This window comes from Rickettsia sp. Oklahoma-10 (assembly GCF_039954865.1).
Classification (GTDB): domain Bacteria; phylum Pseudomonadota; class Alphaproteobacteria; order Rickettsiales; family Rickettsiaceae; genus Rickettsia; species Rickettsia oklahomensis.
Genome location: NZ_CP157197.1, coordinates 472884 through 495232, shown reverse-complemented (window position 1 = coordinate 495232; position 22349 = coordinate 472884). Strand labels below are relative to the sequence as shown.

Sequence of the window (22349 nt, the reverse complement as noted above, 5' to 3'; positions counted from 1 at the left end):
GCCTTTTACCTTTTATATTCAATATCATACCCAAATAGCGGATCATGTAAAATAATTCGATATTTGCATTGTTTAAATAGAAACAGTTTAATAAAAATTATGCTATGCTAGTTAAATCTATTTGTACTGATGCTCCCATAGTAGAGGACAAATATATTGCTTTTAAATAACTTCCCTTCAACCCAACAGGCTTTGCTTTAATTACTGCCTCAATAAATGCATTTAAATTTTTTAATAAATCTTGGTTTGAGAAAGATAATTTTCCAAGCCCTGCATGAATTATACCAGCTTTTTCTGCTCTATATTCTACCTGACCACTTTTAGCATTTTTTATAGCATTTTTAATATCTAAAGTTACGGTACCAAGTTTAGGATTAGGCATTAAACCTTTTGGTCCTAAAATTCTTGCAACTGAGCCTATAGCTGCCATCATATCGGGAGTAGCTATACATACATCAAAATTAATTTTTCCTGCTTTAATTTCATCAATTATACTTGTTGCACCTACTAAATCTGCTCCAGCACTTTTAGCATCTTCTTCTCTTTCTTCTTTACAAATAACAGCAACTCTTACAGTTTTGCCTGTACCGGCAGGTAAATTAACTACGCCGCGTACCATTTGATCGGAATGCCTAGGATCAATTCCAAGCTTCATAACTATTTCTAAGGTTGGATCAAATTTAACATATGATGCTGATTTTAATTGCTCAACCGCATTTGTTAAATTATACAAATAATCTGATTTTACTTTTTCTCTAGCTTCTCTTATTTTTTTACCACCGCTAATTTTTACGGCAACATCTTTGTTATTTGACATAATAATTAATTTCCTACCACTTCAAGTCCCATAGATGCAGCACTACCACAAATAATTTTTGTTGCTGCTTCAATATTTTTTGTATTTAAATCAGTCATTTTTAACTTTGCAATTTCACGGCAATCATCCATAGTAACTTTACCTACTACAACTTCTTTTTTAGTAGCACTAGAACCTTTAGTAATTTTAGCATACTTCTTTAAAAAATAAGAGGCTGGAGGAGTTTTGATTTTAAAAGCAAAACTCCTATCTTCATAAACGGTAATTACAGTTGGCAGAGGTATTCCTTTTTCCATACCTTGTGTAGCATCATTAAAATCTTTACAAAATGCTGCAATATTAACTTTTCTTTGGCCAAGTGCTGGCCCTATAGGAGGGGCAGGAGTAGCTCCGGCAGCCGGAATTATCAAGTTAATATAACCTTTTATTGCTTTCTGAGACATTTATAAATATCCTTATTTTCTCTTAAATTAATATTACTTTATAACACTCTTACTTAGAGATAATTTATATATTGCACTTTAGTCCTCATTAGACATATACTGCTTTTTTAAAGAAGTTTTAAATAATTAAGTAATAGAAAAACTGTTTCCAATTCTAAAAAATTTATCTATATCTTTCCTACTCTTCATTTTATTTAGGAGTATTCTAAATATACTACTAACTTTTAATTATTTTTCTTTACTTGATTAAAATTTAGTTCTATTGGAGTTGCTTTCCCAAATATTGAAACTGAAACTTTTAACCTGTTTTTTTCTTGATCTATTTCTTCCACCATACCCATAAAAGTTTCAAAAGGACCATCTGTAACAGTCACTATTTCACCAACTTCATACAATTTAGAATTTTTTGCTTCTTTAGCTTCTGCTTCCAGATTATTAAAAATATTTTGTATTTCACTTTCTGTAAGAGCTTTTGGCGTGGTTTTGCTCCCTAAAAAGCCAGTTACTCCAGGTATATTTTTCACAAAATGCCAAGATTTATCAGTCATATTCATCTTTATCAAAAGATAACTCGGCATTAGTTTTTTTTCTACCTTGACATTTTTACCACGTTTAACTTCAGAAACTCCAAAAACAGGTATTAATATATCTTCAAAAAAACCTGTCATTTTCTGTTTAGCGATTTTCCTTAATATATCCTCTTTTATACGTTTCTCTGCTCCCGATGCTGTATGTACTACATACCACTGCTTTACATTTTTCTCAGAAGAAGGAAATATATTATCCATATTCTGTTCTATCATAATTTATTCCTTATACTATTTGCCAATATTAAGCAAAAGCTGCATTATATTATGTATACTATAATCAAGCATCAAACAAATTAAGCTAAAAATAAAAACTGCTACTACCACTATTAATGTTGAAGTAACAAGCTCTTTTCTAGTTGGCCAAACTACCTTGCAAGTTTCTTGTTTAACTTGTTCAAAAAACTTATAAATATTATATCCCTTAAACATATTTTTTGTTAGGTAACTTAGATATTTCTTACAAAATTCTACTTCTAGAGGTAATTAAGATAATGACTCAACACTTGAATCCTCATCTAAAGATGTATGATGCGACCCAAACTGCAGTGCATCCTTAAATTCTTCTCTAGAAGAGCATTAGTTTTATAAGAAGTCTATATTTTATAGTAAAAAACTCAAATCTATAATGGCAAGAGCGACAGGAATCGAACCTGCAACCTCCGGTTTTGGAGACCGGTGCTCTACCAATTGAGCTACACTCCTATCATATTTTTAATAAAAAATCAATAATAAAAAATTACTAAATAACCGGCACATCTAATTTAGAAACAGCAAAAAAAACATTTATCTTTGTAAAACATAACATTATATCTAATTATACTACTCAATTATTTTTTAGCTTTAATAATATTAGCTATCTGATGCGGCACTTGAGCATAATGAGAAAATATCATACTAAACTGAGCTCTACCTTGAGATAGAGACCTAAGCGTATTAACATAACCAAACATTTCTGCCAAAGGAACATTAGAGGTAACTACTTGAGCATTTGCTCTTGGATCCATGCTTTGGATTTGTCCTCTACGGCTATTTAAATCACCTATAATATCTCCCATATATTCATCAGGAGTGATAACTTCAACTTTCATAATCGGCTCAAGTAACTTAGGATTACCTTCCAGCATCCCTTCTCTAAATGCTGCCTTTGCTGCAATTTCAAATGCAAGTACACTAGAATCTACATCATGAAATGCACCATCAACTAAAGTTGCTTTAAAATCAATCATAGGATAACCAGCAATAACACCGGTTTCTCTAATATTATTTAATCCTTTTTCAACACCGGGTATATATTCTTTAGGCACAGCACCACCGACAATTTTACTTTCAAAAATAAACCCTTCGCCTGGATTTAAAGGTTCAAAGATAATTTTTACACGTGCAAATTGCCCTGCACCACCTGACTGTTTTTTATGAGTATAATCAATTTCACAAGCTTTGGTTATAGTCTCACGATATGCTACTTGAGGAGCTCCAATATTTGCTTCAACCTTAAACTCTCTTCTCATACGATCAATGATAATTTCTAAATGGAGCTCTCCCATTCCTTTTATCACTGTTTGTCCTGTTTCATGATCTGTTGAAACTCTAAATGATGGGTCTTCTGCTGCCAAACGAGCAAGTGCTAAACTCATTTTTTCTTGATCAGCTGTTGACTTAGGTTCCACCGCAAGCTCAATTACCGGCTCCGGAAATTCCATTTTTTCTAAGATTACTTGCTTATCAATATCAGATAACGTATCACCTGTGGTAGTATCTTTAAGACCTGCTAAAGCTACTATATCACCTGCTGACGCTTCTTTTACGTCTTCACGATTATTAGCATGCATTAATAGCATTCTACCAATTTTTTCTCTTTTATTCTTGACAGTATTAATAACAGTCGATCCGGCCGTGATTTTCCCTGAATATATTCTAATAAACGTTAATGAACCAACAAACGGATCATTCATAATTTTAAATGCTAAAGCTGCAAAAGGCTCAGTTACTGAAATAGGCAAATCTTTTTCTTCACTAGTACTTACTTCAATGCCTTTTACTATACCTATGTCAATAGGTGCAGGCAGGAAATCTACTACAGCATCAAGTAAAGGCTGTACTCCTTTATTTTTAAAAGCACTACCGCATAAAACCGGATAAAAAGCTGCTGATATAGTACCACTTCTGATTAATCTTTTAATCTCTTCTTCCGTTACTTCTTCACCCAATAAATATTTTTCCATAACATGGTCATCTAATTCAACAACCATATCAAGTAACTTAGTACGATATTCTTTAGCTTTGTCTTTCATATCGACAGGTATATCTTCTTCAAAATATTCAGCTCCAAGTGATTCATCTTTCCAAATCACTGCTTTCATTTTAACAAGATCAATTATACCTTTAAAATTCTCTTCAAGCCCTACAGGCAACTGAACAACAAGCGGTTTTGCTCCTAAACGACCTTTGATCATTTCAACGCATCTATAAAAATCCGCTCCCATTCTGTCCATTTTATTGATAAAACACATTCTAGGAACATTATATTTATCAGCTTGTCTCCATACTGTCTCAGATTGTGGCTCAACACCTGCTACACCGTCAAATACTGCAACCGCACCATCAAGAACACGCAGCGAGCGTTCTACCTCAATAGTAAAGTCAACATGTCCGGGAGTATCGATAATATTTATTATCTTATTTTGCCATCTACAGGTAGTAGCAGCTGAAGTAATTGTTATACCACGCTCTTGCTCCTGCTCCATCCAGTCCATGGTAGCACCGCCCTCATGAACTTCACCTATTTTATGTGATTTACCGGTATAATATAAAATACGCTCGGTAGTTGTGGTCTTACCAGCATCGATGTGAGCACATATACCTATATTACGAATATACTCAAGTGTGTTTATCTTAGTCATAATAGCTTACCTTACTTCATTTTTTTAGGACTAAAATGAGAGAAGGCTTTATTAGCTTCAGCCATTTTATGAGTATCTTCTTTCTTCTTAATGGCAATTCCTCTGTTATTAGAAGCTTCAAACAACTCTTCAGCGAGTTTATCAATCATCATTTTTTCAGAACGTTTTGACGCAGCATTAATAATCCAACGGCTAGCGAGAGCATAACCTCTTCTTTCATCAACATGTGTTGGAACTTGATAATTAGCACCTCCTACTCTAACTGAAGTGACTTCTAAATGCGGCTTTACATTATGCATAGCATTATTAAAGGTTTGATATGGATCGACTTTATGTTTCTTTTCAATTTTATCAAAAGCTGAATAAACAATTTTCTCTGCAAGAACTTTCTTTCCTTCTTTCATAATATTATTGATAAACCTTGACAGCAAAATACTGTTATATTTCATATCAGGTAAAATTACTCGCTTTTCCGCGGCATGACGACGTGACATTTTATTTTTTCTCTCTAACTAATAATTTATTTTTTTGTAACTGCAACTTGTTTACGAGGAGCACCATAACGTGAACGACCTTGTTTACGTCCTTTAACTCCAGCAATATCATAAGCACCAAGTACAATATGATATTTTACCCCTGGAAGATCAGGAACTTGACCACCTCTTACTAACACCCTATCATGCTCCTTTACACTATGCTTTTCACCTGGAATATATGCATTTACGGTTCTTTTATTACTTAAACGCACCGTCGCAATCTTACGAAGTGCAGAGTTAGGCTTTTTAGGGGTAACAGTTTTTACTACTAAGCAAACACCGCTTTTAAAAGGATTAGATTCTAAGGCAGGAGATTTGGTCTTACGAGCTTTTGACTTTCTCCCAAAACGTACTAATTGATTATATGTCGGCATTTAAATAAATACTCCAAAAAACTTATAAATTACACTAAATTTAAATTATAATTACTTTTGCCATAAAAGCAAGTATGTTTTAATTAACAATCACTTTTTTCTCAATTATTTTTGCTATAAAGCTGATTAACATGACTAAAATATAATAACAGCATGCAGCAATAATCATTGGAAAAAAATAATTATATGTTTCAATTGATACAATTTGTGCTCTACGCATTAAATCTATTTCTCCAAGCATAGAAATAATGGCTGATTCTTTAATTAAATTCACAAGTTCATTTACTAATGATGGAAAAATATTTCTAACTGCTTGCGGTAAGATTATATCTTTCATGATTAAAAATTTTGGAATAGCAAGAGCTTCAGCCGCTTCAAACTGACCTTTATCAACTGCATTAATTCCTGCTCTAATTACTTCCGAAACATATGCACCCGAATTAAGAGAAAAGGAAATAGCCCCTGCCGTAAACACACTAAATTTAATACCTACTATATAAGGCGATGCAAAATAAATAATACTTAGCTGAATTAATAGAGGCGTCCCTCTAAAAATAGAAGTATAAAAATTTGCAAAAAATCTTAAAGCACAATGTTTATTTACCTTACAAATAGCAAGTAACGTCCCTATCATCAAACCAAATATAACGGCTATAATGCTATATTTTAAAGTAACTAGCGTCCCCTCTACAATAAAAAGGATTTTTGGATAGAATTTTATTAAATACTCAAACATAAATTATTTATAGATTTATTCCTGAGTTGATCGATTTTTTCGTCATTGCAAGAAAAATTACAAAATAATTGACTAAGCAAGGAAGAAATAAAAATGTAGTTTTTAGCATTTTTATTTCTTCTAATGGATTTTGCCAGGCTCTGAACAAATGTGCACAATAACGATTTTAGTCTTGACAAACCAACAACGCAAATTTTCAAAATTAAACTAATATACATTAGTACACTCTCTTTGCCGGCGGTATTGCTTTTACTTCATCGGTTAAAGTGGTTAGCGTCACAGGTTTATAATCAAGCACCACTTTACCTACTTCATCTATAGAGCTAAGGGTATGCTTCATCCAATCCCGATCATTACGATCAGGATAATCTTCCCTAGCATGGGCGCCCCTGCTTTCTTTTCTTGCAGCTGCCGAATATACCGTTACCAAAGCTTGATCAAGCAAATTATCTAGTTCTAAGGCTTCAACTAAATCACTATTCCAAATTAAAGATTTATCGTTAATTTTTATATCTTTATAACCGGCCCTCATTTCACTAATCATTTCCGCCCCTTCGTCTAGCACCTCTTGAGTTCTGAATACTGAAGCATGGCTTTGCATAGTACGCTGCATTTTAAGCCTTAAATCTGCAACTAAAATATTACCGTTACTATGACGAACTTTATCAAATCTATTTATAACTTTTTCAAGGATTTCTTCTTTTAAAGGCTTATGCGGATTGGCAGGCTTAATAAGCTCAGATGCTTTTAATGCAGAGCTTCTACCAAATACTACTAAATCAAGCAAAGAGTTTGATCCTAAACGATTAGCACCATGTACCGATACACAAGCAGCCTCACCAATTGCCATAAGACCTTTTACTATAGTGTTATGATTTGTGCCGTCTTTAATGACAACTTGACCGTGGTAATTAGTCGGTATTCCGCCCATATTATAATGAACTGTAGGAAGTACTGGTATCGGCTCTTTAGTAACATCCACACCTGCAAAAATTTTAGCTGTTTCGGAAATACCGGGTAAGCGACTATATAAAATTTCAGGAGATAAATGATCTAAATGCAGAAATACATGATCTTTATGCTCACCAACTCCTCGACCTTCACGAATTTCGATAGTAATTGCTCTTGACACTACATCCCTTGAAGCTAAATCTTTTGCAGCCGGAGCATAACGCTCCATAAAACGCTCACCATTTGCATTTACAAGATACCCCCCCTCACCTCTAGCTCCCTCGGTGATAAGACAGCCTGCTGAATATATACCAGTCGGGTGGAACTGCACAAACTCCATATCTTGCAGAGGCAAACCGGCTCGAATCGCCATTCCCCCCCCGTCACCTGTACAAGTATGAGCAGACGTAGCCGAAAAATAAGCACGCCCATATCCACCTGTTGCAAGTACTACATTATGAGCTCTAAAACAATGTATACTACCATCATCTAAATTCCATGCCACTACACCTCTACATTCACCGTCTTCCATCAATAAATCAATAGCAAAATATTCAATAAAAAACTGTACTTTATTTTTCAATGATTGTTGATATAAAGTATGGAGTATGACATGCCCAGTACGATCTGCTGCAGCACATGTACGCTGCGCCGCTTTTCCTTTACCGTACTCTGTTGTCATACCACCGAAAGGACGCTGATAAATTTTTCCTTCTTCGGTTCTTGAAAAAGGTACGCCGTAATGCTCAAGCTCTAAAATCGCATCAGGAGCATTCTTACACATATACTCGATGGCATCTTGATCGCCTAACCAATCAGAACCTTTAACAGTATCATACATATGCCAACGCCAATCATCTTCGCCCATATTCCCAAGAGCTGCACTAATTCCACCCTGAGCAGCCACGGTATGACTACGAGTCGGGAATAGCTTCGTTACACAAGCAGTATGTAGCCCTTCTTTAGCCATACCGAAAGCAGAACGGAGCCCTGCTCCGCCTGCCCCTACAACAACGACGTCAAATTTATGATGAATGATATTATAAGCTTTAGTCATTAATTTAATTTTTAATCTTGTATTTTAAAATATTGGCATCAACATCATTACGATAAAGCATTGTTACGTGAATAGGTTTGGTTTCTCAATTGTCAGCTCGTGGCTTGACCACGGGATCCAGTTAATAATACTAATAATTATTAGGGATTTTTCTGGATCCTGTGATCAAGTTGCAGGATGACACTGAACATAACTCAATCATCTCTCATAAAGCATAACCATCACAAAAGATGCAATAGTAACTAAGCAGAATAATTTTACTACTATAATTAATGCATTACGTAATTTATTATTGCAGTTTATATAATCTTCTATTACTGCCTGCATACCCAATATAGCATGATATAAAGAAATAATTACCGTAATTAATAATGCTACTACATTAAAAGGTTTTTTAAGCTCCAACATAATGATACTTAAATCACTATTTTTATTAGTTAATGTAAAGTATATTAACCATATAGAACATAAAGCTAATACAAGCCCTGTAATCCTTTGTAATAACCAATGATAAGCACCACTTTTAACAGCGCCATCGGCCTTTGCTTTTACAATTTCTGCTTTAAAAGCATATACCATTACTTTTCTCAAACACATTTTTCTGTTATTTATTTTAAACTTCTCAACTCTTGAAATTAAATATACAAGCTGTTCTTTGGTAATTTGATAGTTTTTATCATATCTTACATCAATATAAGCTTTCCAAAACAATTTATTAAAACATTCTTCTTACCCCGACGTTGCTATAGTAAATAATTGCAACAGCTCATCATTATAATTTTTTGCTCTATTACCTAACTGTTTTATATCATGCAACTTAGGTTTATAATTTGACAAAACTAATAAAATTCTACTATAAAAACTTTCCGTAGCTTAATAAATATAAAAAGCACTTTTGTTTAACTCACCTCTTTCAAATGGATACTTGCAATCAATCAAAAAACCAAATCGACTTTTAAACCACTCTTTATAATAACCTTGCTTGAGTAATTTCCTTTTCCTTATTCCCAGTTAAAGCCTTAACTTCACTTATAAGTATCACTATAATATAAAATGCACTACTTTCTTTGTAAGATCTGTATAAAAATACTTCCATGGATTCAAGAACTATAGATATTTCTGAACCATCAGAGATACTCTAATCCTTTTTATTACTCTTGTTTTGTCTAATCTTTTATAGATATAATTTCAAGTCTTACAGTAGTATGCCCCTTTTATTTTTACCTTTTCTTAGTATTATTAGCATTATGATAAATATTAACTAAACCATGTTACTCTGCCTCTAGCATATGTTCCATATAAGATAATCATGGTGATTTTCCTTGTGCAATATCTAGATTTGCTGGACTATAAAATTGAGCCTTGCCCTAATCTAAGCGAGCGTTTTGGTAAAGTAGCTTTCATAATTTCTACAACAACATATAGCTTACACCCATAACAACATAGTTAATAATATGGAACATATAACTACACACCAACCCGTTATGTTCACTGCTTTTATAGAAAAGCCATAACCAATATCCCAAAATAAATGACGAATACCATTACATAAATGATAAAACCAAGTGTAGCTAACGGTTACTAAGCATATTTTTATAATGCAGCAACTAGCAAAATGCAAATAATTATTGTCATATTTACTAAGAATCAACCACCACACCAAAATTGATACTGCAAAAAATAAAGCAACACCGGTCATACGATGCAAAATCGACAACGTAGAACTTATCTGAGGTTTATATATGCTTAAATGTGGTGAAAGTGGACGCTTATTATAAATTTCCTGTTTTGTTTTAGTCATGCTATTTAACATAATAAAAAATTAAGTAGAAGATAAACGAGTATACCCTTCAGCAGGTGATAAATCATCTGATACTGCTCTTCTATTATCAAATACAAAGCACTTGCCTTGCCATAAATTATTCTTGTTTTGTGTATCTTCTAAGTACTGCAATATACCCCCCTTCAAATGATATACCTCATCATAGCCTATGCTTTTAAGTAAACTGGTAGATTTTTCACACCTAATACCGCCAGTACAAAACATAGCAATCTTCTTACCTTTAAGTAATTTCTCATTTTGGCGAACCCAAGCTGGAAACTGCTTAAATGTTTCCGTATACGGGTTAATTGCCGATTTAAATGTACCGACCTCTACTTCATAAGTATTTCGAGTATCTATTACTATAACATCTTGTTGTGTAATAAAACTATCCCAATCCTTCGGCTCTATATATTTGCCCTTAAATAAATCAACATCTAAATCATTGACATTCATTGCTACAATCTCTTTCTTAAGTCTGACTTTTAATTTCTGAAAAGGATGAGCATCACTATAATTTATTTTAACGTTAACATCTTTGGTCCCAGTTAGCTTTATCAATTCTTCAAGCACAAGATTTACATTTTCATATGAACCTGAAAAAGAACCGTTAAAACCTTCTTGTGATAATAAAATAGTACCTCTAATATATTTTCTTTTACCAATAAGCAAAAGCTTTGGTATCAAATTTTCTGGCTCTTCTATATTAACAAAACTATATGCACTTAAAATTGCTATTTTTTCATTCATAATTTATTTAATGTTATTTTTAAAGTTATTATAGCATGACTCTTGAAAAACACTTCGGAAGCATCATACCATGGCGTGACCAACGTATTACACTAATCACATAACATGTAGTGGTATGAACATATTATTATCTCCTCTTTCAATCAAGAGCAAAATATTTTGCTTATTCGATTTTTTAGCATTTTCATATAATTCTTCTAGCTTACTTATATTGTCTATGTTTTCTTGATTAACATTGGTTATCAGATCACCAATTTTAAAACTGTTTCCTTCTTGATCAATATTGGTTATAACTACTCCCGTTTTATCCTGAGGGATAGTATATTTTTGTCTTAATTCTTCAGTCAAATTACTAAAAGTAATATTATTTTTAGTAATAGATAAATCATTTTCTCCTTTGTTTGTTATTTCTTCTTTATCTACATGTTCTGCTAAATCTTTGTTAACTTCTTCATTATCTGCAGTAATCTTAATAGGTAATTCAAGCTCTTTTTTGTCACGAAGTATTTTTACTTTGACTTCCTGATCAATAGGAGCATCTGCAATAATTACACGTAATTTTTTAGTATTTTTAACCGGTATATCTGCAAACCCTATTATTATATCACCTGTTTTAATACCTGCTTTATCCCCTGGACCGTCTTCTTGTACTTTAGCTACTAACACCCCACTAGTATCTTTAAGTCCTAACCCTTCAGAAATTTCCTTGGTTAAATCTTGTATTGTTACTCCAAGACGCCCTCTATTTATTTTACCATCTTTCTTAAGGCGTTCGATTATAGGCTTTGCAGTATTTGATGGTATTGCAAAACCAATACCTATATTAGTGCCAAGTGGTGAGAAAATTGCCGTATTTACGCCGATTACTTTCTGATCCCAATTAAACATAGGACCACCAGAATTACCGTTATTAATTGCAGCATCCGTTTGAATAAAATTATCAACTATATTATCCGTATCTATATCGATATCCCGACCTTTAGAAGAAATAATACCGGCAGTAACCGTACCACCTAGATTACCAAACGGATTACCAATTGCAATAACCCAATCACCTACTCTTGCATCATTTGAATCTCCAAACTCAACAAAAGGTAGAGGCTCCTCACTATCTATTTTTAAGAGAGCTAAATCAGTTTTAGTATCACTACCTATCAATTTAGCTGGTAATTCAGTATTATCTGCAAGTTTTATATTAATTTTATTAACATTTGCAATTACATGATAGTTTGTCACTATTAATCCATTAGGCTCAATAATAAATCCTGAGCCAAGTGGAACATTTTTAGGAGTTTTATCCACTTCTTCCAAATTCAGCGGTATATTAAGCCGTTCTAAAAAATCATTAATGAAATCTAAAGGTTTTTTTTCTTGCAGAGGATCTTTTTCAGCATTTTCTGATTTACTATTAACATATTCTATAGTTGAAATATTAACGACCGCAGGAATTAACGGCTCAACTATATCGGCAAAGCTATAACGAGCAGCTTCACTTACTTTTAAAGGAGCAGAATTTATTTCCGTAAACTCATTTACGTCTAAAATTTCTTGTTTTTTAATATTCTCTGTTGCTAAAACATTATTATTTAACAGAATAACTATTACGGCAAAAATATATTTAAACATTTTAGGGTACATAATTACTACTTAGCTAAATTTAAATATTTAAAAACTTCAGCCTCAGATGAAATTACAAAATTAGTATCTTCTTTCTTTAAAGAATTTTTATATACTAAAAGTGATCTATAAAATTTATAAAATTCGGGATCGACGGAATAAGCAGAATTATATATTTTTGCTGCTTTCTCATCGCCGTCACCTTTGATAATTTGTGCATCTCTATAAGCTTTTGCAAGTATTATTTTACTTTCTTTATCTGCTTTTGAACGAATACGTACGCTTTCTTCTTGTCCTTCTGCTCTAATTTGGGTTGCTTCTTTTTCACGTGCCGTTTGCATACGGCGATAAATAGCTGCACTATTTTCTTTTGGTAAGTCTGCTCTTAAAATTCTAACATCTACAACATCAATACCAAAACTTTTAGCTTCTCTGTCCACTTGGTTTAAGATATTTAACATTACGTTACTACGCTCTTGGCTTAAAAGACTACTTAGTGAGATTTTACCTATCACCTTGCGCATTGAGGACTCAAGATTCCGAGTCAATCTAATTTTTACCCCTTGGTAATTATGCACCGTTTTATAAAACATAACCGGATTATTAATTTGGAATTTGGCATAAGCATCAACAATAACTCGTTTACCGTCGGCGGCTGTTAATTCTTTTGCCTCAACCTCAACGTCTAAAAGACGTTTATCAAAAAACTCTACATTTTGAATAAATGGAATTTTAATATGCAGCCCTGGATTTTCTACAGTTCTAACTGCCTCACCAAACTGGAACACCACAGCAGATTGGCGTTGATCCACTGAAAATAAGGAGCTAGAAATCAGTATCAGCCCGAAAACAATTGTAAAAATTATATAAGAAATCTTTTGTTGCATTTATATATTCCTTGTTGTTTAAATTTCATTCTTGTGAAAGGACTTTGTTGCATCGATCAGTTTCCCGAGATTATCATCCCCATGACTTGTGAGCTAGATCAAGTCTTTTTCAATGTTTTATGGATTCCCACAAAAACAGGAATGACATAGTACCCTATGGTTTAATAGCCATATGTGGTAGCAGTGCATTATTAATAATTGTTTTATTTGAACCGCTTAATATTTCTTCAGCTACCTCTAAATATAACCTATCTCTAGTTACTTGCCTACCTGTAGTATATTGTTTATAAATAGCATTAAATCTTTGGCTATCACCTTCTGCTTTTGATATTACTTCTTCTCTATAACCTTCTGCTTCTTGTATAATCTTTGCAGCTGCTCCTCTCGCTTCCGGTAAAATTTTATTATTATATGCTTGAGCTTGGTTTATTTCTTTCTCTTTATCAGCCTTTGAAGTTTGCACGTCTCTATAAGCATCTATGACCTCAGCAGGTGGCTCAGCTTTCAATAACTGTACTTTCTCAATCATAACACCAACATTATAACTATCCAGTATCTTTTGTGCTAATGTCTCTATCTTATAAGTAATTTCTTGCTTTTGATCGGATAATACCCAAGAAATAGGAGTATTACCTATTACTTCCCTAACAGCACTTTCTACTGTTGCTTTTACTGTTTCTTCAGGTCTTTGTACATTAAAAATAAACTCTTCAAGATTATTAATATGCCACATTACATCACAATTTAAAGCAACGATATTTTCATCACCGGTGAGCATTATACTTTCACCGGCAATATTTTTAGTATTATCGCCACCACTACGTATCGAGTTATTTGTACGATAACCAATTTCAATACGACGTGATTGTTTAACCTTCTCAACTATTATCTTTTCAAAAGGAGCAGGTAAATGATAATTAAGCCCTGGATAGCCCTTACGTACAAAGCGTCCAAACCTTATCACTGCAGCTTCTTCACCCTCTTTTATTTCATAAATACCCGAAGCAAACCATAAAGTAGCCACCGCAACAACAGCTAAAATTATTGTTTTAGCATTAAAATTAAACTGGAATTGAAATTTATCAAAATTAAATTGATTTTTACGCGGTCTTGTGAATATGTTATCGTCTTTATTAGAATCAAAATCTCTCCATGGAGATTTTTTTAAAATCAAGATATATTTTTTATTAAGCATTTGCTTTTTATATTATTTTAAAGATGAGATAATTATATATATTATATAGTATATAACGTCAAGTTATGAGCTTTAATAGATTTAAAAAGGAAATTTAATTATGGCGAATTTACATCAAAGACAAATTATCGATAAGATTCAGAATATTACTTTTAAAGACGGTTCTTTTTTAAAACAAGTTATATCGAATATTGTAATTAAGGGTAATAATATAGGTTTCTCAATAAATATATCAGGTAAAGAAAAGTTAGAAGCTGAAGAAATCAGACTTAAAGCAATTAATAAACTTAACGAAATTTCTGGAATAGGTAATATAACAATTGTTTTTACACACCACAAAACTTTAGAACAAAAACCTCAAAAACCAAAACACTTGGTAGAAAACGTACAAAAAATTATCTTAGTAGCGTCAGGTAAAGGCGGAGTTGGCAAATCTACAATAGCAGCTCTTATTGCTCAGCAGTTAAGTTGCGAAAATTACCGAGTCGGGATAGTAGATGCTGATATTTACGGTCCGTCAATTCCTCACATCTTTGGCATTAACGAAGTGCCAAAAACCATTGAAGGTCGAATAATACCTATAACGGCACAAAATAGATATCTTTCCAAATGCACTTATAGAGAGGAATTTGAAAGAAATACGGAACGTACCACCGCAGCGTACAAAGAAGTATGTGAGGATATGAGTACCGGATCAATGCACAAATTACCTATAGAAGTAAAGTTTTGGAAGATATCTATTATTCAAATTATGTCTATAGGATTTTTTGTTAAAGATCATTCAGCTATTATTTGGCGTGGTCCTATGGCAAGTAAGACTATTTATCAATTATTATCAGTAACAAAATGGGATAACCTTGATTATTTAATTATCGATATGCCCCCTGGTACCGGTGATATTCATTTAAGTATCTTAGAGAATTATCATTTAGACGGCGTAATAATAGTCACTACTCCACAAAAAATATCAGAAATAGATGTAATACGTTCTATCGATTTATATCAAAAATTAGGACTACCTATACTTGGAATAATTGAAAATATGAGCTATATGCTTGAAGATAATAGTGGCAACCATCTATCACAAAAATATAATATACCTTTAATTGCTCAAATCCCAATCACACCACAAATAGCTAATGCTTGTGATAAATCACTACCCCTAACAGACTTATTAACACTACCTTTAGAGAAATATCTATAATGAAAATATACATATTTGCAGATGATAGAACAGGCAACACACATCAGACCATTGCACTTGCAGAAAAATTAGCTACAGATTACACTTTAATTAAACTTCAATATAATTGCTTAGCTAAGCTACCGAACTTTTTACTAAAATATTATCCTATTCATATAAAAAGTGAACTATTGCAAGATATTTTGAATAAATCCCTGCCTAACATGATAATTACCGCTGGAAGGAGAACTACAGTACTGGCATTTTACTTAAAAAAGAAATTTAAAAACATCAAGTTAATACAAATAATGCAACCTAATCTTCCTTATAATACATTTGATGCCGTTATCCTGCCTTATCACGATTGTCATCTTTCATCCTGCGACTTAACAACGGAATCCAATCAAAATTCTAAAATAATTAATAATATAAATTATTTTCTAGATACCTTGGTCAAGCCATGGTATGACAAAGTGGATTCCTGCTTTTGCTGGAATAATATCAAATATAAAAAAATAATTCCCATCAATGGAGCTATCAACAACGTAACCGATAAGTTTGCTGCTGCAAGTCTAGAACTACAAAAATATTATCCTGATCTTAAACAATTTATTACAGTGATAATAGGCGGAAATAATAAAAAATTTAATTTTCATGAAGATGAAGCAATTTTATTTTCTTCATTATTAAATAAAATATATACTAATCAAAAAATACCTTTTTTCATTAGTTTCAGTAGACGTACTCCTTTAGAAGTGAAGTCCATTATTAAAAATAACATGCCGTCTTCCACAATTATTTATGACCCGAATAAAGATATAGGCTATAACCCTTATATTGCTATGCTTGCTAATGCGAAGTACATAATAGTTACAGCCGATTCGATTTCAATGTGTAGCGAAGCAGCTTCAAGCGGTAAGCCTCTTTATATATTCTGCCCACCAAACTTTAATTCCGCAAAACATAAGATTTTTATAAAGCAATTAGTAGAGCAGAAAATAGCAAGAATTTTTAATGAGTCAGTTATTTCTCTAGAAGAATATAATTATAAACCTTTAAATGAAGCAGATCGAGTAGCTAAAATCATTAAATCTTTGATAAAATAAATACCTGTCATTAAGAATGATATATTCTCCGAGCAATATACTTTTGACCAACTTCAAAAATTGGCCAAGTTGTTCTATAATAACCGTGGTGCCACATATTAATGACTCCTCACCTTATGAACTCCTTGCTCTTTTTAAAGTTGATCTAAGTATACAAAGACTTTATAATGCCTTGTAGTGTTGAACTTCAGGAGAAGAGAGGTTATTGATACGTGTAAATATATTGGTGATATTTTGCTGCATATTATACTTTTTATCGGGAGCTTTGAAGAATCCAACTTTATCGAGTTTGCCGAATAAATTTGTTAAAAAATGCTCTATTTCTTCTTTAGTAGCTAATTTTTGAATATTATTTATATTCTCTCTAGGCTTAGAATTATGAAATAATTCATAACATATAATAATCACTGCTTGAGCAATATTTAACGAGCTAAATTCAGTTGTATTAATAGTGATAATCTTATTGGCAATTGAAATCTCTTCATTACTCAGCCCGTTATTTTCCCGCCCGAACATTATCCCAACTTTTACAGAATTTGGATAATCTAAAGATAAATTTTGTGAAAATACATAATCTTTATTCATAGCCCTTTTAATACAAGTAGTAGCGTATAAATATTCGAGGTCTTTAATACTATCCTTTAAGCTATCATAAATTTTTGCATTATCTATAATATTGACTGCTCCCACTGCATTACTGCGCGCTTGCTCATTTGACCATCCGTCTCTTGGTGCTACGATTCTAAGCTCATTTAAATTGAAATTCTTTATTGCTCTTGCAGTAGCACCAATATTTTCACCCATTTGTGGTGCAACTAATATTACTATTGGATTCATTTTAATAACTTATTTGTAGTAACTAGGCAAGTATAAGCGATTGCCACAGCGTCCGCTTCATCAGAGTTAGTAATTAAGGGAGTTCCAGGCAGCAAGAGTTTAATCATATGCAAAATTTGTTCTTTCTTTGCATGACCATATCCTGTTATGGTCTTTTTTACCGTATTTGGCTTAAACTCTTGTAAGCCCAAATTATATCTACCGATCAGCGACATTATCGCACCTCTAACATAGCCGAGTTTTAAAGAAGTCACGCTATTAGTATTAACAAATGTTTCTTCAATCGCTGCCATATTTGGCCGATATTCTAATATTACTTTTTCTAACGTGCTATTGATAAAAGCAAGCCTATAATAAATTGCATCTTTGCTATTTGTCTTTATCGTACCGCTGGCTAAATATTTCAATGCTGTCGACTGCCTTGCAACTAATGCCCATCCAAGACTCACAAGTGCTGGATCAATACCAATTACTATCATAGTGAGTATTTTATTTTTTATGCTTATGCACGATTCCGATGTTATTCCTGCGAAAGCAAGAATCCAGTTTTGCCAGTGTCATTCTGTGACTTGAACACAGCATCCAGTCTTTTTTTATGGACCTTGTGGTCAAGCCATGGGGTAACAATAATTCATTTTTACTAAGATTCCTGCTTTTGTAGAAATGATATACTTTCATATCTTCATATACTGATAAAATTCTTGATTATTCTCCCACAGCTCACGCACCTTAACAAATAAAAATAAATGAAAGGAGCATCCAAAAAACTGCTCCATTTGCATACGGGATTTTGCCCCAATATCTTTGATTCTAGAGCCATGTTTACCAAGGATTATAGTTTTATAGCTTTCTCTTGAAACTACTATAACTTGATTAATTTTTACAGACTTGTCTTTAAGCTCTGTCCATTTTTCGGTTTGCACTGTTAGTTTATACGGAAGTTCTTGCTGCAAATTTAAAAATAACTGCTCTCTTGTAATTTCTGCTGCAATAAAACGCATCGGTAAATCCGTTATGTAATCTTCCGCATAAAGCCAAGGAGCAATTTTTGCTTTACTTGTTATATATCCAAGCAATCTATCAATATTTTTGCCTGATAAAGCAGAAATAGGAAAAAGCAAACTATCAGTATGATTTTCCATTAAAAAAACTTTAATGTTATTGAGATATTTTGATTTGATATCTATTTTATTCAATAAAAATACTGGTACAATATTAAGTGAGCGAAGCTTATCTAAAATATTATACGTTACATCATCAAACGGTTTTAAACTATCGATAATCAACATAACCAAATCTGCATTATGTAAACTTGACCATGCACATCTAACCATCACTTTCTCAAGTGTCCCTTTCGGCTCAAATATACCAGGCGTGTCATATAAAATTACCTGCGTATCTTTTAAGGTAATAATGCCAGTAATAATTGACCTAGTTGTTTGGACTTTGGGCGTAACTATAGAAAGCTTCTCACCAACTATTCTGTTTAATAAAGTTGATTTACCACTATTTGGTCTGCCGATGATACACACTGAAACTGTTTTCTGAATTTGTTTAATCATTTTTAAGCCTATGTAATAAGCTTCTTGCTGCATTTTTCTCTGCTTCTTTTATCGAGTAACCTATACCGACTTGTTCATAATCTTTTACTTTCACAAGAACCGTAAAAATCGATGAATGAGCAGCTCCTTCTCTTTTGATTAAACGGTATATAGGTAGGTAACGATCACTAGCTTGAGCCCATTCTTGTAGAGCAGTTTTTGGGTCATAATCTATTAAATTCTGAACTTTTATAAATTCTGCCCATAATTTCCCAATAACATTATGGGTTGTCTTAATATTGCTATCAAGATATATAGCTGCAATCAAAGCTTCCGTAGCATTTGCTATATTATTAGGGTTATCACGCCCCCCTGCTACTTCTTCACCATGAGTCATAATTATATAATCTTTTAAAGCAAGCTTAGCACCAACCATACATATTGTTGCTTTGCAAACCAAATATGATCTAATTTTAGCTAAATTCCCTTCATTATAACTTGCAAAATTACTAAATAAAATTTCTGTGATTACTAAATTTAATACGGCATCACCTAAAAACTCCAACCGTTCATAATCTTTATCATCCTTGTACTCGTGATGCTGCCTTAAAGACGGATGACTTAACGCCTCTATTAAAAGCTTTGTATTTTTGAAACTATAGCCTAGTAATTTTTCTAATTCGTTAAATGACGACATTATTCATCCATATTATAAAGATTTCTAAAAATTCTATTTAATCTAATAGATTCAATCCATGGTTTTAACTTTAATATTAAATTAATAACTCCTATATCATTATCCCACAAAGTTATTTTTGTTGAGAACCAAATAAATTGTGCCTTAGCAATAAAATTTTCAAACGGTACAAATCCAAGATTTACTCTACTATCATTTGATTGATCTCTATTATCGCCTAAAAAGAAATATTTTCCCTCTGGCACATAAAAAACATCTGTATTAGCGTACCTATCATCAGATATAACACCAAAAACAGGAGCAAGCTTATATGAAAAATATACCCTACCATTTGGCAATGTTTCTTTAAATTTCAAATATTTTCTTCCTTCTTCACTTATATAAGTTCCAACTTCCGTGCGTTCTATTTTTTTATCGTTAATATATATCACATCATCGATCAATTGAATTTTATCACCAGGTAACCCTATTAAGCGTTTTATATATCTAACACTCATATCATTAGGTGGACGAAAAACTATAATATCGCCACGCTCCGGTTCATGAGCAAATATTCGCCCTTTAAAAAGAGGAATAAAATCAAAGAAAGATAAAGAATAATTACTATAACCATAACTATATTTAGTAGAAAATATATAATCATTCTCAAGTATGGTTGCTTTCATAGAACCTGTTGGAACGGTAAACGGCTCCATAATAAGGATTCTAATCAGTAAAGCAATACATACTACAAAAGCAAAAGATTTCCATTCTTGAGCAGTTGTTTTATGAGTTTTTGTTTTTGTATCTATTTGCATAATCTCTTAATTATTGATCATTAAGATTTGTTACATGGCTCTTAACTATGTCATGCCTGTGTAAGCGGGAATCCAGTAAAACATATTAAAGAACTTGTTTTTTGATATGTTTATTTATCATATTAATATTGAGGTTATTTTTCCGTTGCTGAAATGACATAGGCTAACCCATACAACAAGCTAAATCAATCTACGCGATTGATAATATCCTCTCTTCAATCTCATCTCTAAAATGGCGTACCAGTCCTTGAATCGGCCAAGCTGCCGCATCACCTAAAGCACAAATAGTATGCCCCTCTATTTCTGTTGTAACATTAAGAAGTTCGTCTATCTCAGATTTTTTGGCATTACCTTTAACTAACCGCATCATAACCCGCCACATCCAACCTGTACCCTCACGACAAGGAGTACACTGCCCACATGATTCATGCATATAAAACTTACTAAGCCTAGCTATTGCATAAATAATGTCAGTAGATTTATCCATCACTATAATACCGCCTGTACCGAGTCCGGAACCCGCAACTCTCAAACTATCAAAATCCATATCAACAGTTTCACAGATATATTTCGGAATTAATGGAACGGAAGAACCGCCTGGAATTATGGCTTTAAGATTATCCCAACCACCTCGCACACCACCAGCATATTTCTCAATCAATTCTTTTAACGGAATCCCCATTACTTCTTCAACATTGCAAGGCTTGTTAACATGACCTGATATGCAGAAAACCTTAGTTCCCGTATTGTTAGGCTTACCAATGGACGCAAACCAATTAGCTCCACGTCTTAAAATGGTCGGCACTACTGCGATAGACTCAACATTATTTATAGTAGTTGGACAGCCATATAACCCAAAGCCAGCAGGAAAAGGCGGCTTCAGCCGTGGCATGCCTTTTTTACCCTCTAAGCTTTCAAGCAGTGCTGTTTCTTCACCGCAAATATAAGCCCCTGCTCCACGGTGTAAATAAATATTACAATCAAATCCTGAACCGCAAGCATTCTTTCCTATTAATCCTTCTTTATAAGCTTCATCTAATGCATGCTGAATATTAGAAGCTTCATTATAAAATTCACCTCTAATGTAGATATAACAATTATTTGCTCCTATAGCAAAACTTGCAAGCAAACAACCTTCTATTAATTTATGCGGCTCACACCTTAATATATCCCGATCTTTGCATGTACCAGGCTCAGACTCATCTGCATTTACTACTAAATAGCAAGGTTCCTCCGAATTTTTGGGCATAAAAGACCATTTCATACCTGTAGAAAAGCCTGCACCACCTCGCCCTCTAAGCCCTGATTTCTTGACCTCTTCAATAATGAAGTCTCTACCTTTATCAAGCAAAGCTTTAGTATTAGCCCAATCACCACGTTTCTTACTAGATTTTAAATCATGGCTTTGCTGACCATGTAGATTAATAAAAATTTTATCTTCTTCTTTTAACATAAATAGTTCTCGTTTTAATTATTGTCATAACGTGGTTTGTGGTATCCAGAAAAATTAAAA

Annotated in this window: 22 protein-coding genes, 1 tRNA gene and 1 pseudogene; 2 read left to right on the top strand and 22 right to left on the bottom strand. The window is 32.9% G+C overall.

Annotated elements, in window-relative coordinates:
• Nucleotides 1–97: 97 nt before the first annotated feature.
• The 16 genes from rplA to hflK form a co-directional block, all read right to left on the bottom strand.
• Nucleotides 98–817 (bottom strand): 50S ribosomal protein L1, encoded by a 720-nt coding sequence (gene rplA / locus AAGW17_RS02235; RefSeq protein ID WP_347939304.1) that lies wholly within the window; start codon nucleotides 815–817, stop codon nucleotides 98–100.
• Between the two features lie 5 nt (nucleotides 818–822).
• On the bottom strand, nucleotides 823–1260 hold the full coding sequence (rplK, locus tag AAGW17_RS02230) for a 50S ribosomal protein L11 (RefSeq protein ID WP_347939303.1): 438 nt from the start codon (nucleotides 1258–1260) through the stop codon (nucleotides 823–825).
• 224 nt (nucleotides 1261–1484) lie between these two features.
• Nucleotides 1485–2063: a transcription termination/antitermination protein NusG gene (nusG, locus tag AAGW17_RS02225; RefSeq protein ID WP_347939302.1), complete on the bottom strand. Its 579-nt coding sequence runs from the start codon at nucleotides 2061–2063 to the stop codon at nucleotides 1485–1487.
• Between the two features lie 15 nt (nucleotides 2064–2078).
• Nucleotides 2079–2279, bottom strand: a complete 201-nt coding sequence (secE, locus tag AAGW17_RS02220; RefSeq protein ID WP_347939300.1) for a preprotein translocase subunit SecE — start codon at nucleotides 2277–2279, stop codon at nucleotides 2079–2081.
• Between the two features lie 197 nt (nucleotides 2280–2476).
• Nucleotides 2477–2552, bottom strand: a tRNA-Trp gene (locus AAGW17_RS02215).
• A 125-nt stretch (nucleotides 2553–2677) separates the two neighbouring features.
• Nucleotides 2678–4750, bottom strand: coding sequence for an elongation factor G (gene fusA, locus AAGW17_RS02210; protein WP_347939299.1), 2073 nt, complete (start codon nucleotides 4748–4750; stop codon nucleotides 2678–2680).
• Between the two features lie 11 nt (nucleotides 4751–4761).
• Nucleotides 4762–5244 (bottom strand): 30S ribosomal protein S7, encoded by a 483-nt coding sequence (gene rpsG, locus AAGW17_RS02205; RefSeq protein ID WP_347939298.1) that lies wholly within the window; start codon nucleotides 5242–5244, stop codon nucleotides 4762–4764.
• Nucleotides 5245–5270: 26 nt separating this feature from the next.
• Nucleotides 5271–5660: a 30S ribosomal protein S12 gene (gene rpsL / locus AAGW17_RS02200; RefSeq protein ID WP_347939297.1), complete on the bottom strand. Its 390-nt coding sequence runs from the start codon at nucleotides 5658–5660 to the stop codon at nucleotides 5271–5273.
• Between the two features lie 79 nt (nucleotides 5661–5739).
• Nucleotides 5740–6396, bottom strand: a complete 657-nt coding sequence (locus AAGW17_RS02195) for an amino acid ABC transporter permease (RefSeq protein ID WP_347939296.1) — start codon at nucleotides 6394–6396, stop codon at nucleotides 5740–5742.
• A gap of 217 nt (nucleotides 6397–6613) precedes the next feature.
• Entirely contained in the window at nucleotides 6614–8404 is a 1791-nt protein-coding gene (gene sdhA, locus AAGW17_RS02190; RefSeq protein ID WP_347939295.1) for a succinate dehydrogenase flavoprotein subunit, read from the bottom strand.
• Between the two features lie 198 nt (nucleotides 8405–8602).
• Nucleotides 8603–8983 (bottom strand): succinate dehydrogenase, hydrophobic membrane anchor protein, encoded by a 381-nt coding sequence (gene sdhD, locus AAGW17_RS02185; protein ID WP_347939391.1) that lies wholly within the window; start codon nucleotides 8981–8983, stop codon nucleotides 8603–8605.
• Nucleotides 8984–9830: 847 nt separating this feature from the next.
• Entirely contained in the window at nucleotides 9831–10205 is a 375-nt protein-coding gene (gene sdhC / locus AAGW17_RS02180) for a succinate dehydrogenase, cytochrome b556 subunit (protein WP_347939390.1), read from the bottom strand.
• 21 nt (nucleotides 10206–10226) lie between these two features.
• Nucleotides 10227–10976 (bottom strand): rhodanese-like domain-containing protein, encoded by a 750-nt coding sequence (locus AAGW17_RS02175; protein WP_347939294.1) that lies wholly within the window; start codon nucleotides 10974–10976, stop codon nucleotides 10227–10229.
• A 96-nt stretch (nucleotides 10977–11072) separates the two neighbouring features.
• Nucleotides 11073–12602, bottom strand: coding sequence for a Do family serine endopeptidase (locus AAGW17_RS02170; RefSeq protein WP_347939389.1), 1530 nt, complete (start codon nucleotides 12600–12602; stop codon nucleotides 11073–11075).
• Nucleotides 12603–12619: 17 nt separating this feature from the next.
• Complete coding sequence (hflC, locus tag AAGW17_RS02165; RefSeq protein ID WP_347939293.1) at nucleotides 12620–13480, bottom strand: protease modulator HflC; 861 nt, start codon at nucleotides 13478–13480, stop codon at nucleotides 12620–12622.
• Between the two features lie 154 nt (nucleotides 13481–13634).
• Entirely contained in the window at nucleotides 13635–14675 is a 1041-nt protein-coding gene (gene hflK / locus AAGW17_RS02160; protein WP_347939292.1) for an FtsH protease activity modulator HflK, read from the bottom strand.
• A 100-nt stretch (nucleotides 14676–14775) separates the two neighbouring features.
• Here hflK and AAGW17_RS02155 point away from each other — a divergent pair, with 100 nt between their 5' ends.
• A complete protein-coding gene (locus AAGW17_RS02155) occupies nucleotides 14776–15879 on the top strand; it encodes a P-loop NTPase (RefSeq protein ID WP_347939291.1) in 1104 nt (367 codons plus the stop codon).
• Complete coding sequence (locus AAGW17_RS02150; RefSeq protein WP_347939290.1) at nucleotides 15879–16964, top strand: mitochondrial fission ELM1 family protein; 1086 nt, start codon at nucleotides 15879–15881, stop codon at nucleotides 16962–16964. Before AAGW17_RS02155 ends, AAGW17_RS02150 begins: the two co-directional genes overlap by 1 nt.
• Before the next feature lie 145 nt (nucleotides 16965–17109).
• Here AAGW17_RS02150 and AAGW17_RS02145 read toward each other — a convergent pair.
• From AAGW17_RS02145 to nuoF, 6 genes and pseudogenes are all read right to left on the bottom strand, one after another.
• A pseudogene (locus tag AAGW17_RS02145) lies at nucleotides 17110–17801 on the bottom strand (RNA methyltransferase).
• Nucleotides 17798–18280, bottom strand: a complete 483-nt coding sequence (gene ruvC, locus AAGW17_RS02140; protein ID WP_347939289.1) for a crossover junction endodeoxyribonuclease RuvC — start codon at nucleotides 18278–18280, stop codon at nucleotides 17798–17800. Before ruvC ends, AAGW17_RS02145 begins: the two are co-directional and overlap by 4 nt.
• Nucleotides 18281–18475: 195 nt before the next feature.
• Nucleotides 18476–19363 (bottom strand): GTPase Era, encoded by an 888-nt coding sequence (gene era / locus AAGW17_RS02135; protein ID WP_347939388.1) that lies wholly within the window; start codon nucleotides 19361–19363, stop codon nucleotides 18476–18478.
• A complete protein-coding gene (gene rnc / locus AAGW17_RS02130; RefSeq protein WP_347939288.1) occupies nucleotides 19356–20039 on the bottom strand; it encodes a ribonuclease III in 684 nt (227 codons plus the stop codon). Before rnc ends, era begins: the two co-directional genes overlap by 8 nt.
• Nucleotides 20039–20836, bottom strand: coding sequence for a signal peptidase I (gene lepB, locus AAGW17_RS02125; protein WP_347939287.1), 798 nt, complete (start codon nucleotides 20834–20836; stop codon nucleotides 20039–20041). Before lepB ends, rnc begins: the two co-directional genes overlap by 1 nt.
• Before the next feature lie 190 nt (nucleotides 20837–21026).
• On the bottom strand, nucleotides 21027–22289 hold the full coding sequence (gene nuoF / locus AAGW17_RS02120) for an NADH-quinone oxidoreductase subunit NuoF (RefSeq protein ID WP_347939286.1): 1263 nt from the start codon (nucleotides 22287–22289) through the stop codon (nucleotides 21027–21029).
• Nucleotides 22290–22349 lie beyond the last annotated feature (60 nt).

Excerpts from the sequence above, each read along its gene's own strand:
- rplA (WP_347939304.1), bottom strand. The coding sequence starts at position 817 with ATGTCAAATAACAAAGATGTTGCCGTAAAAATTAGCGGTGGTAAAAAA.
- nuoF (WP_347939286.1), bottom strand. The coding sequence starts at position 22,289 with ATGTTAAAAGAAGAAGATAAAATTTTTATTAATCTACATGGTCAGCAA.
- fusA (WP_347939299.1), bottom strand. The coding sequence starts at position 4,750 with ATGACTAAGATAAACACACTTGAGTATATTCGTAATATAGGTATATGT.
- AAGW17_RS02150 (WP_347939290.1), top strand. The coding sequence starts at position 15,879 with ATGAAAATATACATATTTGCAGATGATAGAACAGGCAACACACATCAG.
- AAGW17_RS02175 (WP_347939294.1), bottom strand. The coding sequence starts at position 10,976 with ATGAATGAAAAAATAGCAATTTTAAGTGCATATAGTTTTGTTAATATA.
- sdhA (WP_347939295.1), bottom strand. The coding sequence starts at position 8,404 with ATGACTAAAGCTTATAATATCATTCATCATAAATTTGACGTCGTTGTT.
- AAGW17_RS02170 (WP_347939389.1), bottom strand. The coding sequence starts at position 12,602 with ATGTTTAAATATATTTTTGCCGTAATAGTTATTCTGTTAAATAATAAT.
- sdhD (WP_347939391.1), bottom strand. The coding sequence starts at position 8,983 with ATGGTATATGCTTTTAAAGCAGAAATTGTAAAAGCAAAGGCCGATGGC.
- AAGW17_RS02155 (WP_347939291.1), top strand. The coding sequence starts at position 14,776 with ATGGCGAATTTACATCAAAGACAAATTATCGATAAGATTCAGAATATT.
- lepB (WP_347939287.1), bottom strand. The coding sequence starts at position 20,836 with ATGCAAATAGATACAAAAACAAAAACTCATAAAACAACTGCTCAAGAA.
- rpsG (WP_347939298.1), bottom strand. The coding sequence starts at position 5,244 with ATGTCACGTCGTCATGCCGCGGAAAAGCGAGTAATTTTACCTGATATG.
- sdhC (WP_347939390.1), bottom strand. The coding sequence starts at position 10,205 with ATGACTAAAACAAAACAGGAAATTTATAATAAGCGTCCACTTTCACCA.
- rnc (WP_347939288.1), bottom strand. The coding sequence starts at position 20,039 with ATGTCGTCATTTAACGAATTAGAAAAATTACTAGGCTATAGTTTCAAA.
- hflK (WP_347939292.1), bottom strand. The coding sequence starts at position 14,675 with ATGCTTAATAAAAAATATATCTTGATTTTAAAAAAATCTCCATGGAGA.
- secE (WP_347939300.1), bottom strand. The coding sequence starts at position 2,279 with ATGTTTAAGGGATATAATATTTATAAGTTTTTTGAACAAGTTAAACAA.
- hflC (WP_347939293.1), bottom strand. The coding sequence starts at position 13,480 with ATGCAACAAAAGATTTCTTATATAATTTTTACAATTGTTTTCGGGCTG.
- ruvC (WP_347939289.1), bottom strand. The coding sequence starts at position 18,280 with ATGATAGTAATTGGTATTGATCCAGCACTTGTGAGTCTTGGATGGGCA.
- rplK (WP_347939303.1), bottom strand. The coding sequence starts at position 1,260 with ATGTCTCAGAAAGCAATAAAAGGTTATATTAACTTGATAATTCCGGCT.
- nusG (WP_347939302.1), bottom strand. The coding sequence starts at position 2,063 with ATGATAGAACAGAATATGGATAATATATTTCCTTCTTCTGAGAAAAAT.
- AAGW17_RS02195 (WP_347939296.1), bottom strand. The coding sequence starts at position 6,396 with ATGTTTGAGTATTTAATAAAATTCTATCCAAAAATCCTTTTTATTGTA.
- rpsL (WP_347939297.1), bottom strand. The coding sequence starts at position 5,660 with ATGCCGACATATAATCAATTAGTACGTTTTGGGAGAAAGTCAAAAGCT.
- era (WP_347939388.1), bottom strand. The coding sequence starts at position 19,363 with ATGATTAAACAAATTCAGAAAACAGTTTCAGTGTGTATCATCGGCAGA.